This window comes from Alcanivorax sp. IL3 (assembly GCF_047495465.1).
GTDB lineage: Bacteria > Pseudomonadota > Gammaproteobacteria > Pseudomonadales > Alcanivoracaceae > Alcanivorax > Alcanivorax jadensis.
This window is the reverse complement of sequence record NZ_CP179931.1, coordinates 3,022,444-3,037,699: the sequence shown is the minus strand read 5'-3', so window position 1 is coordinate 3,037,699 and position 15,256 is coordinate 3,022,444. Positions and strand designations below refer to the sequence as shown.

Genomic DNA, 15,256 nt, shown 5'->3' with positions numbered 1-15,256 from the left:
GTTCCCAATTTCACCCACAAAGCGTGATTCTTGCGTTAGTGGCGGCGCCCATGAACGGCGGGTCACAAATAACCCTGTTACCTGAGGCCCTGCCTGCCTAAAATTTGCGCCCTGCCAACTTTCGGGAGATGTGCAAATGGCGACCTATAAAGCGCCCCTCGAGGACATGCGTTTTGTTCTCAACGATGTGTTCAAAGCGGATCAGCTGTGGGCCTCCATGCCTGCCACCGCCGAGGTTACCCGCGACCTGTCCGACGCCATTCTGGAAGAAGCGGGCAAGATGACCGAAGGCCTGCTGTTCCCGCTGAACCGTAACGGTGACGAGCAGGGCTGCACCTGGAACGACGGTGAAGTGACCACCCCGGACGGTTTCAAGGATGCCTTCAAGACCTTTGCGGAAAATGGCTGGAGCGCGTTTTCCGGTAATCCGGAATTCGGTGGCCAGGGCATGCCCAAGTCCCTGGCGGTGCTGTTCGAGGAAATGATGCACAGCGCCTGTTCCTCCTTCGCCCTCTACCCAGCGCTCACCAGCGGCGCTTGCCTGGCCATCGATGCCCACGCCAGCCAGGAACTGAAAGAGCAGTACCTGCCCAAGCTCTACAGTGGTGAGTGGAGCGGCACCATGTGCCTGACTGAGCCTCACTCCGGTACCGATCTGGGTATTCTGCGCACCAAGGCCGAGCCCAACGACGACGGTTCCTTCAACATCACCGGCACCAAGATCTTCATCACCGGTGGTGAGCACGACATGACCAGCAACCACATTCACCTGGTGCTGGCGAAGCTGCCGGATGCGCCGGCTGGCTCCAAGGGAATTTCCCTGTTCCTGGTACCCAAATTCCTGCCCGACGCGGACAACAACGCGGGTGAGGGCAACGGTGCGACCTGTGGCTCCATCGAACACAAGATGGGCATCAAGGGCTCGGCTACCTGCGTGATGAACTTCGACGACGCCAAGGGCTGGATCATCGGCGAACCGAACCAGGGGTTGGCCTGCATGTTCACCATGATGAACTACGAGCGCCTTTCCATCGGCCTGCAGGGTCTGGGACTGGGTGAAGTGAGCTACCAGAGCGCGGTGGACTATGCCCGCGAGCGCCTGCAGGGCCGCAGCGCCACCGGCGCAAAAAATCCCAATGGCCCGGCGGACCCGATCATTGTTCACGGTGACGTACGGCGCATGCTGATGAACATGCGTGCCATCAATGAGGGTGGCCGTGCGCTGGCTGCCTACGTGGGCATGCAGCTGGACACTGCCAAGTTCAGCGAAGACGCGGACGCCAAGAAAAAGGCGGAAGACCGGGTGGCCCTGCTGACACCGGTAGCCAAGGCCTTCTTCACCGATCGCGGTCTGGATACCACTATCACCGGGCAGCAGGTCTTCGGTGGCCACGGTTATATTCGTGAGTGGGGCATGGAGCAGTTCGTGCGCGATTGCCGGATTTCCCAGATCTATGAAGGCACCAACGGTATTCAGGCGCTGGACCTGGCGGGCCGTAAAGTCGCCCGTAACGGCGGTAAATCCGTGGATGCGTTCTTGGCCGATGCCCAGGCCTGGGTTGAAGAAAACAGCGGTAATGGCCAACTGGCTGCCATCAGCAGCGAGCTGCAGGCGGCACTGACCCTGCTTAAGGACGCCACCGACGAACTGCTGTCCCAGGCAGGCAACAACCCGGACGCGATCAGCGCTGCCGCAGTGGAGTATCTGGACCTGTTCGGCTATGTGCTCTACGCCTGGCTGTGGGCGCAGATGCTGGCGGCCACCGATGGTCGTGATGATGACTTCGCCAAGGCCAAGCGCATCACTTGCCAGTACTACTTCCAGCGCATTCTGCCCAAGGCCCATGCCTTGTATGCTCAGATCAAGAGTGGCGCGGATACCATGATGGGTCTGGACGGCGAGTTGTTCTAAATAGCTACGAGCTACGAGCTACAAAAAACCGCACCCTCACGGGCGCGGTTTTTTTGGGGTGGCGCGGGGCCAAAAGGCTGATCGTTAGCTGGATGCTTTCCTGAAGCTAGAAGCTAGCTGCTCGTAGCTGCCCTTACGGAAACTGCATATTCAGCGGCGAACTGCCCTGTAGTGAATCCGCCCGATTCGGATCATCTATGAAAGGGTTACGGTTACCCTGCACCTGCTCGATCACGTTGTTGCGGCGACGTTCCTCGTCGTCCACCGGGTCATCCCGGTGCCAGCGTTGGTACATCTCCAGGGTGCCAAGCAAGGGGATGTCATATCTGTCATACAGATACAGCATGGCCCTGGCCACATCTCCCTTGGCGGACTTTGGTGGCTCGAATACCTGAAAGGCTTGCTTGTAACCACACTGCGGATCCGTGGCTGTGGTGGCTGGCAGATCGCCCAAGAGGGTTCGGCGACGGTCAAGCTCTGCATGTCGAGTTACCGGAAATAGGCTGTGGCGGTCCCGTGAGACCTCGACAAACTGGTGACTGCTCTGGCACAACCGGCTGGTTCGGCAGCCGAAATGTTGCGCAAGCCGGCGCTCGTCATAGATGTGTTCTAAAGAAACCCGATCATCGGCCTGGAACGCTTCCTGGCAATACAGCGTTTTGCCGCCGTTGGCGTATACCTGCTCGAGAAACATCTTCTCAGGTGTGTCGCCAAAGCTGGTAGCTACAGGCAAGAAGAATGCCAGCAGCACCAGTGAAAACTTATTCATATTGTGAGCCCCGTCACATGTCTGCTCTTGCCATCTTAGCCCCCAAAGCCAGAGTGACATCTAATTATAATGTATACCGGGGTGATGAAAGGTGCCAATGGCAGGACTAACGGTTGTCTAACAAGAATGTTACGCAGTCCTGAACATGTGCGCTGATCGCACTCTTTGGTGGTAGTTGCTCCGGGGCCAGCAGGGCGCATAGTTGGAACTCCGCCTTGACCATGCCCAGGAACTGACGGGCGGTGTGTGGGGTAGGCAGCTTGGCAGGCAGTTGTCCCTCTCGCTGCAGGTGTTTCAAATATTGTTCCAGCTCACTCAGTAGTAATTCCGGCCCGGCCTGGTAGACCGTGCGTCCGAGATCCGGAAAGGTCGGGGCCTGGGTGATCAGTAGGCGGTATAACTCCAGATTGAGCGGCTCCAGCAGGGCGAACACAAAGTTATTTGCCAGCATCGTCAGCCCCTCGCGGGCAGACATGCCAGTGACATCGATAGAGCGGATTTCTTCGACCAACTTGTCGGCGTGATAACGAATCACCGCGCCGAATAGTCCTTGCTTGTCACCAAAATAGTCATAGAGACTGCGCCGGGAGCCGCCGGCCTTGGTGATGATCATATCCAGAGTGGTGCCGTCATACCCGTGCTGAAGAAAAGCATCGGTGGCGGCTTCAAGAATAGCTTCTCGGCGTTTCTGGCCGCGTTGGCTAAGGGGCTGCTGCTGCATTAAAAGGCCGAAGAGTTAATTTTGAGAAATGGTACTGAGCATGCGGTGTGTTAGCAATAAACCCTGTCTATTGTGCTTTTCCGGCCTTGGCTGAGTGTCGGCAGCCGCTAAGGTGATGTCGGTGATATCGATCCCGCAAGGCTCGCGGTAAAGAGTGGCTGAATGGCTAACGTGGCAAGGCAATCCAGCTGAGTACGCCCTGTTGACGTTCTCGCCAGCGAAAGGGCACCTCGGTACCGTGCTTCCATTGCGATGTCAGCGTTGTCAGCAGGGTGAGTGAGCGCGGGTTGCGGCGGGCGGCGTCATGGAAGTAAAAGCGTTTACCGGTCAGGGGGTAGAGCGCCTTGAACAGACATTCCTTGGCGGAAAAGATCAGGGTGATCCGGTTCGCCCGTTGTATCGGGGTGAGCCCTTTCAGGTTGTCCCTTTCCTCGCTGGTCAGCAATTCACGGCACAGGCGGTCTGCGCGTTCTGCAGTTAGCCATTGCTCGGTATCCACTCCCACTGCCAGCCAGTGCCGGGCATCTGCCACCATGACCTCGGCCGTGCCCTTGCTGTGGGTAATACTGCCTACGGTACCGCCAGGCCAGACGGGGGCTCTATCGGCGCCCATGCCCGGAATCCCCTCGAAGCCCAGAATCCGAAGCGCCTCCCGGGCGCACCAGCGCCCGGCCAGGTATTCGGTTTTGCGCTTGTCGACCGAAGATGTCAGCGAGGCCGGTAAAGGAATATCCGTCCGCAGGAAGCTGTCATCACGCAATTTTTCGATTTCATAGTGGCAGCCAACACGGACCAGTCCATCGGCAATTTCCTCGCGATGAATATTGGATAGGCATTGTGGGCGCTGATATTCCGGCATGATTTATGGGCTGTCGATGGCTTTGCTGCACTATAGCAAACTCGCGGCGTAAAGAGGGGGCGCGGTGCGTTGAGAAGTAAGTGCCGGTAGACTCGGTGCGGTATCTGCGCACAGACGTACTGATTATTGAAAGGAGAGTCTCATGGCCGGAACCAGCTTGCTGGCATTGCTTGATGATATTGCCACCATTCTCGATGACGTATCGGTAATGACCAAGGTGGCAGCAAAGAAAACCGCCGGTGTGCTGGGGGATGATCTGGCGCTGAATGCGCAGCAGGTGTCCGGTGTGAAAGCAGACCGGGAACTGCCTGTGGTTTGGGCGGTGGCCAAGGGATCTTTCGTCAACAAACTGATTCTGGTGCCGGCCGCGTTGCTGATCAGTGTGTTCCTGCCCTGGCTGATTACACCGCTGCTCATGGTAGGGGGCGCTTACCTCTGTTATGAGGGCTGTGAAAAACTGCTCCACAAGTTTCTGCATGGTCGAGATGAGAAAGAGGCAGAGCATCAGCATCGCCTGCAGGCGCTGAGCGATGAAAGCGTGGATCTGGTGGCCTTCGAGAAGTCCAAGATCAAGGGGGCAATCCGCACAGACTTTATTCTCTCGGCGGAAATCATCGTGATTTCTCTGGGGGCAGTGCAAAGCGCCACTTTTGGCGTACAGGTGGCGGCTATCTGCGCCATTGCAGTATTGATGACGGTGGGCGTGTACTCGCTGGTAGCGGGCATCGTGAAGCTGGACGATGCCGGCCAGCATCTGATGCAGACGCCCGCGGACAGTACCGCTGGAGGGGCCCGTATTGCCTTCGGGCAAGCCATTCTGACGGTGGCGCCGTGGCTGATGAAGACCCTGTCCGTGGTTGGTACCGCCGCTATGTTCCTGGTGGGTGGCGGGATTCTGGTGCACGGTATTCCCGGCTCTCATGACTGGATTCACGCTTTGCAGGAAATGGCGGGAGCCGTGTCATGGCTGGTGCCGTTGCTGATCAACCTGGTGGGCGGCGTACTGGCAGGAACTATCGTGCTGATGGTGGTTTCCGGAATCAGCAAGCTCCTCGATAAATAAGCTGTCAAAGCGTTGAGTATCAAATGATTGCGAGCGCTGAGCGTGTTCGTGCGATTTACATGCCCCGTCAGACTCTGTTGGGTGTGAGCATGATCGTTTCGGGAAAGTGGATTATTATGCACCCGGGGAAAAATAAACGAAGATGCGCGTCACCGGATTGATAAGGCGGCGCTGCCATTAAAAGTGACATCGCTGCTCGCGGCCATCACCATCAGTAGGCTGCTATTCAGCCTGACATCTCTCGGACAGCATTATGACAACAACACTGCGCTACAGCCTGGCATGCCTGGTCGCCCTGATGGCGACCGGCTGTGGAGGAGGATCTTCATCCAGTGGCGGCGCCGTCACGGAAACCACAAGCAGCGCACCAAGCCGCGCCTATTTTTATGACGCTGACGGCGAGCCGGTGGCGCGTATGCAGTTCCAATACCCCGACGAACTGACGATTAACGTGCAGCTGCAATCTGTCGGGCCAGATATGGCCTGGGCTACCGGGGATGATACGTCTCATCCCTATCTTCAGTGCCAGTACATGTCGGCGTCGACCCCGTTGCTGCGCTATCCGGATCTGTATTTTCTCGGTATGTCAGGTTCGGCTACGGGCGCTACAGCACTGGCGGTACTAGGTCTTTCGAATAATGGCCCGATGAAGTGCCCGGTGCGTAGCGGACGACGGCTACAGCAAGAGTCCGGATACGTCACCGGCCTGTTCACGCCTAGCTCGGACTTTATTTTCAGTTACTCCATCAATGCCGACCTTGAGCATTTTGGCGGGACCGCAACGGAGGTGATCGACTACGAATTTGTCGGCCTGGACACGACGGTTGCGGAGATATTGGCGTTGTCAGAATTTACCTCTGATATCGACCTTGCGACTGTGGATGAGCCTGATCTGCCAGCCATCGTCGACCATACGCAAACTAATACCGTCATCTTCGATGCCGAGCAGCGCCCTTTGAGCATTGACCTCGCTGCCGATAGCACCTGGACGGCTGTGTTGGATGAGTACTGCATGGAGGTGGCTCCCATTGCCGTCTCCCTCAAGCTGCTGAGGGGATGCTCTTCCGCTCGCCAAACACGGTCCTATCGCTATCTGGGCGATAGCGTCGAACAGGATGTTCAACGCTACAACGGCTCAACGACCGCAGACTTGTACAACTACACCGCCACTCGCCTGGCCGATCGCGTGATCGTCCATCCCGGCACCGCCGATGCCGGTCCTGAGTCGGGACACTATTACGATTCTTATCTCTTCAATGCGTCAGAGCAAGTGACGTCCATGGTGCGGAGTTCCTACAGTAAAGACGGGATTTGGGACACAGAAGACGACCGGCATGAAACGCGTGAGAGTTATCACTATGACAGCAACGGCAGGCTCTCTGAAGTCGGCTACTTCGGCTCGATAATGCGCAGGTACAGTTACTACAACGATGGGAAATTGAAGCAGGTTGACCGTGTTGCTAGTGACTCCAACGTCCCCTGGGAGCGAACGCTGGTCTCCTACAGACAGGGCGCGCCAGCAAAGATCACCGTGCAGAAGCGTAAAGGTGACGAGAATGAGGGTTATGAATTGCAGACGCGTATTGTCATGGAGTTTGCGCCCAGCGAAGAAAACTGGCCCGAACTGTTTTCACCCGTTCCCCTGTTCTCCGAGTTCCGGACACCGCCCAGTATTGATGACCTGATGCGCTTCCAGCCGATAAGGTAATCAGTGAGTGGTATGCAAGCGGTCCAGATGGGGCCGCTTTTTTCTAAAGGGCGGCGATAACCTGTTAAAAATAAAGGTGTGGCGGTCACTTTATGCGGCCTGCGAAGTACAAGTCGCCAGTTTCGGGCAACTTATGCTTTACGCCACAAATGTGCGAGATAACAAGGGAATTGGTGGGCCCACCAGGACTTGAACCTGGGACCAATCGATTATGAGTCGACTGCTCTAACCAGCTGAGCTATAGGCCCGAAAAAAACGGAAGGACAATAAAATGCCGGCCGCCGATTATTCGGGGGCCGGCAATTTTTTTCAAGCGTTAAAGGTCGCCATCCAGGAAGCTGCGCAGGTGTTCGCTGCGGCTGGGGTGACGCAGCTTGCGCAGCGCCTTGGCCTCTATCTGACGGATACGCTCCCGGGTGACATCGAACTGCTTGCCCACTTCCTCAAGGGTGTGGTCAGTGTTCATGTCGATACCGAAACGCATGCGCAGGACCTTGGCTTCCCGAGCAGTCAGGTTGGCCAGCACGTCGCGGGTGGCTTCTTCCAGGCCCAGGGACGTGGCGGAATCCACCGGGGATTCCATGTTGCCGTCCTCGATAAAGTCTCCGAGGCTGGAATCTTCATCGTCACCGATGGGGGTTTCCATGGAGATCGGCTCTTTGGCGATCTTCAGTACCTTGCGGACCTTGTCTTCCGGCATTTCCAGGCGCACGCCCAGTTCTTCCGGAGTCGGTTCGCGGCCCATTTCCTGGAGCATCTGACGCTGTACCCGGTTGATCTTGTTGATCGTCTCTATCATGTGCACCGGAATCCGGATGGTGCGCGCCTGGTCGGCGATAGAGCGGGTAATGGCCTGGCGAATCCACCAGGTGGCATAGGTGGAGAACTTGTAACCGCGACGGTATTCGAACTTGTCCACGGCTTTCATCAGGCCGATGTTGCCTTCCTGAATCAGGTCGAGGAACTGCAGGCCGCGGTTGGTGTATTTCTTGGCGATGGAAATTACCAGACGCAGGTTGGCTTCCACCATTTCCTTCTTGGCACGGCGAGCCTTGGCTTCACCGATGGAAATGCGGCGGTTGATTTCCTTGATGTCACCTACCGGCAGGCCAATGATTTCCTCGACGGTGGTGATCTTGCGCTGCGCACGCTGAATGTCTTCTTTGACGACACTCAGCTTGTCGGCAATGGTCTTGCCTTTTTTGGTTTTCAGTTGCTGATCGACCCAGCCCATGTTGGTTTCATTGCCGGGGAACAGTTTGATGAAGTCCCGACGATCCATGCCGCCGCGGCGGATGGCGGAGGTCATGATCTGACGCTCGAACTTGCGCACCAGGTCCAGGTTGTTGCGCGCGCCGACCAGCATTTCGTCATAGATGCGCGGGACCAACTTGAACAGGGTGAAGTGCTCGGCCAGGGCTTCCAGGGCTTTGGCGGAGCTGGCATGATCACGGCCGTTGCGCTTGAGGGCGCGTTCGGCTTTCTCGTGCAGTTTTTTCAGCTCGGCAAAACGCTCTGCCGCCAGTACCGGATCCAGACCGCCTTCATCTTCATCGTCATCATCGTCGTCGCTGTCTTTTTTGTCAGCGTCGTCGTCATCGCCGTTCTCTTTGGCTTTCTCTTTCGCTTCAGCGGCTTTCTTGGCTTTTTCTGCGAAAGTCGGTTCCTTGTTGGCATTGGTGGCGGCGGCGCCGTCATCATTGGGATCAAGGTAACCGGCGATAATGTCGGTGAGCTTGCGCTCCTCGTTTTCCACGCGGGCATATTCGGTAATCAGCATGTCCACAGCGCCGGGCCAGAAAGCCAGGGCGTGCAGGACTTCCCGTGTGCCTTCCTCAATACGTTTGGCGATTTCAATTTCGCCTTCACGGGTCAGCAGTTCCACCGTGCCCATTTCGCGCATGTACATGCGCACCGGGTCGGTGGTGCGGCCGGGCTCGCTCTCTACAGAGGCGAGAACAGCGGCAGCTTCTTCGGCGGCAACTTCGTCGGTGCTGTCAGCACTTTCCTCGATCATCAACTGATCGGCATCGGCGGCTTTTTCCACCACGGTGATGCCCATGTCGTTGATCATCTGAATGATGTCTTCCACCTGATCGGTGTCGGTAATGGACTCCGGCAAGTGGTCATTCACTTCGGCGTAGGTCAGGTAACCCTGTTCCTTGCCGAGCGCGATCAACTGCTTCAGCTGGGATTGTTGCTGCTGCTTTTGAGTCGTCATGCAATAAAGCCCGTAACGTCGTGCTAGCTTGCCGTGGCTGACTAGCGGATTGTGGCGTGGGAAAACGGCGTATTATACCGGTATATGGGGATCTCGGCCAGTAATTGCAAGACTACCGGCCTGATGGTGCTGAATTATTGTCAGTTTGTTTTTCTAAGAAAATCATATATTTATGTGTTTTTCCTAGTTGAGAGGCTGGCGAGCGTGCTGGCGAGCTTCGGCCAGAGCTCTGTGCAGCTCCTGCCACTGGGCGGTGTCGGGGATGCCGGCCTGCTCCATTTCGTGAAGGGCGGCTTCCAGGCGGGCGACTTCCAGCTGGGATAGGGCATCCTGCCACAGTCGTGCGGCCATCTCTTTCTGCATGGGCGGTTTGAGGCTGGCCTTGAGCAGACGGGACAGGGTTTCGCCCTGTTCCAGTGCCATCAGGGCGCCCAGCAGGGCGGCGGGCCCATGATTCTGCCGGCACAGGCCGGCCACCTGTATCAGCAGGTCGATGTGGGGCATGGGGAGTAGCTCTACACCGTCGGGAAGAGGGTGCGCTTCCACCAGCTCCGGGTAATCCAGCAGTACCAATACCAGCCGTTCCGGCAGGGTCATGGGGCCCTTGCGGCTGCCATCCTGGTAGCGGGCGGGGCGGCTGGGAGGTCGTGGCGAGTAGTGGTTATCTGCCGGGTAGTAGTCGTCCGGTGGCGGCATCGATTCACCGCCATCCATGGGCATGAAGTCGTCATGCGGTGCCGGCTCGGGCCTGGGGCGCGGGGCTGGAGCAGGCCCCGTTTTGGGGGCCGGCTTCAATTGCGTCAGCGACTCCTTGTCCAGACGAGTCAGTTGCGACAGTTCCTGGGTAAGCAGTGCCCGGTAGACCGGTCCGGCGGGCTTGTCCAGGTAGGGCAGGGCCAGTCGGGCCAGACGGGCGCGACCATCCACCGTGGCCAGATCCAGGCCTTCGGACAAATGCCGGAACAGGTAGGTGGAGAGCGCGTCGGCCTTATCCGTGAGCGCCCGCAGGGCTTCCGGGCCCTGTTGTCGGACCAGAGTATCCGGGTCTTCGCCGTCCGGCAGGAACAGGAAGCGCACCTGTTTGCCGTCGTCCAGTGCCGGCAGCAGGGATTCCAGGGCGCGCCAGGCGGCACTGACCCCGGCCTTGTCGCCGTCAAAGCAGAGCACGACTTCGTTGACCTGGAGGAACAGCTTGCGGGCGTGATCTTCGCTGGTGGAAGTGCCCAGGGTGGCGACCACATTGGGCACCCCGTGCTGGGCCAGGGCGATCACGTCCATGTAGCCTTCCACCACGTAGAGCCGGTCGCTGCGGTCGCGGCTCTGACGCCATTCCCACAGACCGTAGAGCTCCTGGCCCTTGTGAAATACCGGGGTTTCCGGGCTGTTCAGGTATTTGGGTTTGCCGTCGCCGAGTACCCGTCCACCAAAGCCGATGGTGCGCCCACGGGAGTCACGGATCGGAAAGATAATGCGGTCGCGAAACTTGTCATAGGTGCGCCCGGTGTCGTCCCGGCGCACCAGCAAACCGGCGGTCAGGGCCTGCTCCAGGCCGGCTTCGGTAAGCGACAAACCGCCAATCAGATTGTCGTAACCCGGTGGCGCAAAGCCGACCCCGAAGCGTTTGGCGATTTCCCCGCTGAGTCCCCGCCCCTTCAGATAGGTGACCGCTTTCTGCTTTTCCGGCGCCTGGCGCAGTTGCTGGCAATAAAACTTTTCAGCCCGGCTGAGCAGGTCGTAAAGGGATTGCAGGCGGTCTTTTTTCTGACGGTCGGCGGGGGTTTCCGGGCGGCTTTCCGGCACTTCCATGCCGGCGCGGCCAGCAAGCTGTTTCACTGCTTCCGGGAAGCTCTGATGTTCGTATTCCATCAGGAAGCCCACCGCATTGCCGGAAGCGCCGCAGCCAAAGCAGTAGTAGAACTGCTTGTCCGGGGCGACCGTGAACGACGGGGTCTTTTCCTGATGGAAGGGGCAGCAGGCGCTGTAGTTGCGGCCGGTTTTTTTCAGGGGCACGCGGGAGTCGATCAGCTCCACCAGGTCGGTGCGGGCTAACAGGTCCTGTACGAAATTTTCCGGGATGCGTGCCATGGGTCAGATTCTGCCAGATGGGAGGCTATTCAAACAGAAAGCGGTAACTGGCGGTAGTTCCGTTCGCCGTACGAAGTCAGTATGGATTGAGAGGAAAAGAGTCGAATAAAACCGGTCAGGCTGGGTGACCGTGGGGATCAGTTCAGCTTGGCGCGAACCTTGCCACTGGCGGCGCCCATGTCGGCACGGCCCTGCAGTTGCGGCTTGAGGATGCCCATTACCTTGCCCATGTCCTGCATGCCTGCGGCACCGGTCTGGGAGATGGCATCATCAATCAGAGCGTCCACTTCTGCGTCGCTCAGTTGGGTGGGGAGGAATTCCTGGAGTACTACGATTTCCGCTTCTTCGGTTTCCGCCAGTTCCGGACGGCCCGCATCGCGGTATTGAGTCGCAGAGTCCTTGCGCTGCTTGATCAGCTTGTCGAGCAACGCCAGTACACGGGCGTCATCGGGCTCGATGCGCTCATCTACTTCGATTTGCTTGATCGCTGACAGCGCCATACGAAAAACGCCAAGACGTGCCTTTTCTTTAGCACGCATGGCGTCTTTCATGGCTGCAGTGAGCTGCTCTTTGAGCGCACTCATTCAGACGTCTACCTTAGTAGAGACGTTTGCGTGCAAGCTGCTCACGCTGCAGTTTCTTAAGGTGACGCTTGACGGCTGCGGCACGTTTGCGCTTACGCTCTTGGGTGGGCTTCTCATATTGCTCGCGACGACGCACTTCAGAGAGAACACCCGCTTTTTCACAGCCACGCTTGAAACGGCGCAGGGCCACATCAAACGGTTCGCCTTCTTTCACCTTCACCTGAGGCATGAAGAATCACCTTCCTAAAAGTCTTTGGGTTATATGGATTCGCCGCGGGCTCAGGTGGTCCCGGGTGCGGCGAGGGCGGGGATTCTACCTGAGTTAGGAATAAATGCAAATCCGGTCGTCCGGCGCTATCATGGCGCCCGTATTTCAAGGGGTGAGCATCATGCGTGTATTGGGTATTGAATCAAGCTGTGACGAGACCGGGGTGGCCATTTATGACACCGATGCCGGTCTGCTGGGACAGGCCCTGTACAGCCAGGTGGAGATGCATGCCCGCTTTGGCGGCGTGGTGCCGGAGCTGGCCAGCCGCGACCATGTGCAGCGGGTACTGCCCCTGGTGAAACAGGTGATGGCGGACGCCGATACCATTGCGGATCAGCTTGATGGTATTGCCTATACTGCGGGTCCGGGTTTGGCCGGGGCGTTGCTGGTGGGCGCCGGCGTGGCCCGTTCACTGGCCTTTGGCTGGGGGATCCCCGCCGTGGAAGTGCACCATATGGAAGGCCACCTGCTGGCGCCATTGCTGGAGCCCGATGCCCCGGCCTTTCCCTTTGTGGCCCTGTTGGTCAGTGGTGGCCATACCCTGCTGCTCGAGGCCCGCTCTCTGGGCGATTACGCCATTCTCGGTGAATCCGTGGATGATGCCGCCGGTGAAGCCTTCGATAAAGCCGCCAAGATGATGGGGCTGGGTTATCCGGGGGGGCCGCGTATTGCCGCCCTGGCGGAGCAAGGGACACCGGGGCGGTTCCGCTTTCCCCGACCGATGACGGACCGTCCTGGCCTGGATATGAGCTTTTCTGGCCTGAAGACGTTCACACTCAATACCATCAACGACCTGGGCGGCAAGGATGCGCTCAGCGAGCAGGACAGGGCAGATATTGCCCTGGCGTTCGAAGAAGCGTCAGTGGATACCCTGGTAATCAAGTGTCGCCGGGCGGTGGAGCAGACTGGCGACAAGCGGCTGGTAATGGCCGGCGGCGTCAGTGCCAATCGGGCGTTGCGGGCCAAGCTGGCCGAGCAGATGAAGAAGCGTGGAGTGCAGGTGTTCTACCCCGCGCCTCAGTACTGCACCGACAATGGCGCCATGATCGCCTTTGCCGGCGCCCTGCGCCTGCAGGCGGGGGAAAGTGCGGAGTTACCCATCAAGGTCCGGCCGCGCTGGCCGCTGACGGAGCTGGAGAAGTTGCAAGTTGAAAGTTGAAAGCCGCAAGGCGCGAGCCAATTCCGGTGCTATTCGGCAACTTCTGATCCGCGCCGCCAGGCACTAAAGAAACGAGCACAAAGATACGAGGGAGCGCTTTCCTTCCCCAGAGGCGCGGCGATACTGGTTAACGGTTGGCTGCTGCCGTGATCCGCGCCTTGTAACTTTCAACTTGAAACTTGCAACTCAATCCTTCTTCCTGAACCCCAATTCTTCCCCGCGCAGGAGTTTTTGCAGGTTGCTGCGATGGCGCAGGATCATGACCAGTGACAGTGCCAGCATCGGCCAGAAGGCCTGGGGCAGCCACGCGAAGATGCAGGCCGGGGCGACCACGAAGGCGCTTAACGAGGCCAGGGAAGAAATGCGGGTGAGGGCGAAGACCAGCAGCCATACGATACCCGCCACCAGGCCGCTGGGCCAGTGCAGGGCAAACAACAGGCCAAAGGCCGTGGCCACACCCTTGCCGCCCTGAAAGTGGAAAAATACCGGAAACAGATGGCCGAGAAAGGCAAAGGTGCCCACCAGTGCGGCCACGAACGGGCCCATGCCCAGATAGTGGGCCAGCACCACCGGGATCACCCCTTTGAGCACATCGCCCAGCAGTGTCAGCGCCGCGGCGGGCTTGCCGCCGATGCGCAGCACATTGGTGGCGCCCGGGTTGTTGGAGCCCTCGGTGCGCGGGTCCGGGTAGCCGAACAGTCGGCACACCAGAATTGCACTGGAAATGGAGCCCATCAGATAGCCGGCCACGCACAATGGCAGCAGCCAATACCACACATCCTGTAATGTCCCTGCTTGCACCGGCTATAATCTCCCTTCACATCGCCGGGGTGGCGAATTCTGCATGCTTGGCAGGCGTTAATTGTACACACGGCGACACGCCTGCCTGCGTTGCAAGCGTAACATCTGATTACCCAAAGTGGGATTCATGAAGATGGAAAGTCGCTTCCCCGTGAAATCTGCGCCAAGAGGGCGAGTATGGACATTGTTTATATCAATGATTTGAAAGTGGATACCGTGATCGGGATTTTCGACTGGGAGCGGCGTATTCGTCAGACTGTCAGCCTGGATCTGGAAATGGCAGCGGATATCCGCAAAGGCGCGGCGTCGGACCATATCGACGATGCGCTGGACTACAAGGCCATCGGCAAGCGTGTGATTGCGTTTATCGAAGGCAGCGAATTCCAGCTGGTGGAAACCCTGGCGGAAAACGTGGCTCAGCTGGTGATTGGTGAATTCAATGTGCCCTGGCTGAAACTGCGGCTGAGTAAGCCCGGCGCCCTGCGTGGGTCGCGGGATGTGGGCGTGATCATCGAAAGGGGTCAAAAACCCAATGGGTAATACGGATCAATCCGCCCGGGTGTACCTTAGCCTGGGCTCCAATATCGACCGGGAGCACAATATCCGTTCCGGTCTGCAGGCACTGGCTGCCGCCTTCGGTGAGTTGGCGGTCAGCCCGGTGTACGAAAGCGAAGCGGTGGGTTTTTCTGGCGATGCCTTCTACAACCTGGTGGTCGGAATCGACACTGCCTTGTCCGTGGGTGAGCTGGCCGCCGTCTTGCGCGATATGGAAAAAGACCATGGCAGGGTGCGTGGGGAAAAGAAATTTTCCAGCCGGACCCTGGATATCGACATTCTCACTTACAACGACCTCACCGGCGATATCGACGGGGTGCAACTTCCCCGTGACGAAATCCTCAAACACGCCTTTGTTCTCAAGCCCCTGGTGGATCTGGCTCCCGACGCCATCCACCCGGAAATCGGCAAATCCTACCGGCAGTTGCTGGAAGAGACAGATTTTTCCGGACAGGCATTGTGGGTGGTGGAGCTGGAGGCGTAGCTACGAGCTAGGCTTTTGGGATAAGGAATGGCCAGAAATTGATCCGCCCCCTGTTCTCTACAAAGCC

The 15,256-nt window shown here is 58.3% G+C and carries 14 protein-coding genes and 1 tRNA gene; 6 read left to right on the top strand and 9 right to left on the bottom strand.

The features are described 5' to 3' along the window. Positions 1–136 precede the first annotated feature (136 nt). Positions 137–1,912 (top strand): acyl-CoA dehydrogenase C-terminal domain-containing protein, encoded by a 1,776-nt coding sequence (locus ACMG4M_RS14160; RefSeq protein WP_273008881.1) that lies wholly within the window; start codon positions 137–139, stop codon positions 1,910–1,912. A 133-nt stretch (positions 1,913–2,045) separates the two neighbouring features. Here ACMG4M_RS14160 and ACMG4M_RS14155 read toward each other — a convergent pair whose 3' ends face one another. From ACMG4M_RS14155 to ACMG4M_RS14145, 3 genes are all read right to left on the bottom strand, one after another. Then, complete coding sequence (locus ACMG4M_RS14155; protein WP_035244912.1) at positions 2,046–2,681, bottom strand: endonuclease; 636 nt, start codon at positions 2,679–2,681, stop codon at positions 2,046–2,048. Between the two features lie 106 nt (positions 2,682–2,787). After that, positions 2,788–3,402: a TetR/AcrR family transcriptional regulator gene (locus ACMG4M_RS14150; protein ID WP_272975004.1), complete on the bottom strand. Its 615-nt coding sequence runs from the start codon at positions 3,400–3,402 to the stop codon at positions 2,788–2,790. Positions 3,403–3,568: 166 nt separating this feature from the next. Beyond that, positions 3,569–4,261 (bottom strand): 4'-phosphopantetheinyl transferase family protein, encoded by a 693-nt coding sequence (locus ACMG4M_RS14145; protein ID WP_273008883.1) that lies wholly within the window; start codon positions 4,259–4,261, stop codon positions 3,569–3,571. A 142-nt stretch (positions 4,262–4,403) separates the two neighbouring features. On the opposite strand from ACMG4M_RS14145, the gene ACMG4M_RS14140 reads away from it, so the two are divergent. Both ACMG4M_RS14140 and ACMG4M_RS14135 read left to right on the top strand, forming a co-directional pair. Continuing rightward, the gene (locus tag ACMG4M_RS14140; protein ID WP_414430252.1) at positions 4,404–5,324 is read left to right on the top strand and encodes a DUF808 domain-containing protein; all 921 of its coding nucleotides are present in this window, start codon (positions 4,404–4,406) and stop codon (positions 5,322–5,324) included. A gap of 253 nt (positions 5,325–5,577) precedes the next feature. Continuing rightward, positions 5,578–7,032: a hypothetical protein gene (locus ACMG4M_RS14135; RefSeq protein ID WP_156964810.1), complete on the top strand. Its 1,455-nt coding sequence runs from the start codon at positions 5,578–5,580 to the stop codon at positions 7,030–7,032. 171 nt (positions 7,033–7,203) lie between these two features. Here ACMG4M_RS14135 and ACMG4M_RS14130 read toward each other — a convergent pair. The 5 genes from ACMG4M_RS14130 to rpsU form a co-directional block, all read right to left on the bottom strand. Further along, positions 7,204–7,280: transfer RNA gene (locus ACMG4M_RS14130), tRNA-Ile, on the bottom strand. 68 nt (positions 7,281–7,348) lie between these two features. Continuing rightward, entirely contained in the window at positions 7,349–9,253 is a 1,905-nt protein-coding gene (gene rpoD, locus ACMG4M_RS14125; RefSeq protein ID WP_272974781.1) for an RNA polymerase sigma factor RpoD, read from the bottom strand. A 183-nt stretch (positions 9,254–9,436) separates the two neighbouring features. Continuing rightward, positions 9,437–11,338: a DNA primase gene (gene dnaG, locus ACMG4M_RS14120; RefSeq protein ID WP_414430251.1), complete on the bottom strand. Its 1,902-nt coding sequence runs from the start codon at positions 11,336–11,338 to the stop codon at positions 9,437–9,439. A gap of 137 nt (positions 11,339–11,475) precedes the next feature. Further along, positions 11,476–11,922 carry a GatB/YqeY domain-containing protein gene (locus ACMG4M_RS14115; protein WP_035244905.1) on the bottom strand — a complete coding sequence of 149 codons (447 nt, stop codon included), beginning with the start codon at positions 11,920–11,922 and terminating at the stop codon, positions 11,476–11,478. Between the two features lie 13 nt (positions 11,923–11,935). Continuing rightward, positions 11,936–12,151 (bottom strand): 30S ribosomal protein S21, encoded by a 216-nt coding sequence (rpsU, locus tag ACMG4M_RS14110; RefSeq protein WP_035244904.1) that lies wholly within the window; start codon positions 12,149–12,151, stop codon positions 11,936–11,938. A gap of 160 nt (positions 12,152–12,311) precedes the next feature. On the opposite strand from rpsU, the gene tsaD reads away from it, so the two are divergent. After that, complete coding sequence (gene tsaD, locus ACMG4M_RS14105) at positions 12,312–13,349, top strand: tRNA (adenosine(37)-N6)-threonylcarbamoyltransferase complex transferase subunit TsaD (protein WP_414431139.1); 1,038 nt, start codon at positions 12,312–12,314, stop codon at positions 13,347–13,349. A gap of 186 nt (positions 13,350–13,535) precedes the next feature. Here tsaD and plsY read toward each other — a convergent pair whose 3' ends face one another. Next, positions 13,536–14,126, bottom strand: coding sequence for a glycerol-3-phosphate 1-O-acyltransferase PlsY (gene plsY / locus ACMG4M_RS14100; protein ID WP_414430250.1), 591 nt, complete (start codon positions 14,124–14,126; stop codon positions 13,536–13,538). A 201-nt stretch (positions 14,127–14,327) separates the two neighbouring features. On the opposite strand from plsY, the gene folB reads away from it, so the two are divergent. Continuing rightward, positions 14,328–14,690 carry a dihydroneopterin aldolase gene (folB, locus tag ACMG4M_RS14095; protein ID WP_035244902.1) on the top strand — a complete coding sequence of 121 codons (363 nt, stop codon included), beginning with the start codon at positions 14,328–14,330 and terminating at the stop codon, positions 14,688–14,690. Continuing rightward, entirely contained in the window at positions 14,683–15,189 is a 507-nt protein-coding gene (gene folK, locus ACMG4M_RS14090; protein WP_035244901.1) for a 2-amino-4-hydroxy-6-hydroxymethyldihydropteridine diphosphokinase, read from the top strand. The genes folB and folK overlap by 8 nt, the downstream gene beginning before the upstream one ends. The last annotated feature ends 67 nt before the right edge of the window (positions 15,190–15,256 follow it).